The organism is Bowmanella dokdonensis (assembly GCF_017254865.1).
In the GTDB taxonomy this organism is placed as follows: Bacteria; Pseudomonadota; Gammaproteobacteria; order Enterobacterales; family Alteromonadaceae; genus Bowmanella; species Bowmanella dokdonensis.
Map to the genome: position 1 here is coordinate 1 of NZ_JAFKCV010000332.1, position 297 is coordinate 297.

The 297-nt window shown below is 49.5% G+C and carries 1 protein-coding gene; it reads left to right on the forward strand.

The features are described 5' to 3' along the window. On the forward strand, positions 1 to 273 hold a 273-nt coding region (locus tag J0A66_RS22815; RefSeq protein ID WP_206576074.1), incomplete at its 5' end, for a 3-phosphoshikimate 1-carboxyvinyltransferase. Positions 274 to 297: the final 24 nt, after the last annotated feature.

Sequence of the window (297 nt, forward strand, 5' to 3'; positions counted from 1 at the left end):
CATGCGGTGGATATTCGCACCACCTTGCCGGTGCCTTTTACCCGCTGGCGTTATTATCTGGTGTTTTTAATGGGCAAAAACCGCCGGGAATTATCCGAGCGGGAAAAAGCCGTATCCGCCCTGGCATCCGCAGCGCTGTTAAGTGCGTTTATTGTGTTTTGTGTATTGCTGGGCTTGCTGGTGCTGTACCTGATTAAATCGGCACTGGGGATTAACTTGTTTGATAATTTCTCGTTGGGGATTTGGTCAGAGTTTAAAAAGCTCTTCGAGTAACGCTTCGGGTTGGGGTCGAAGCGT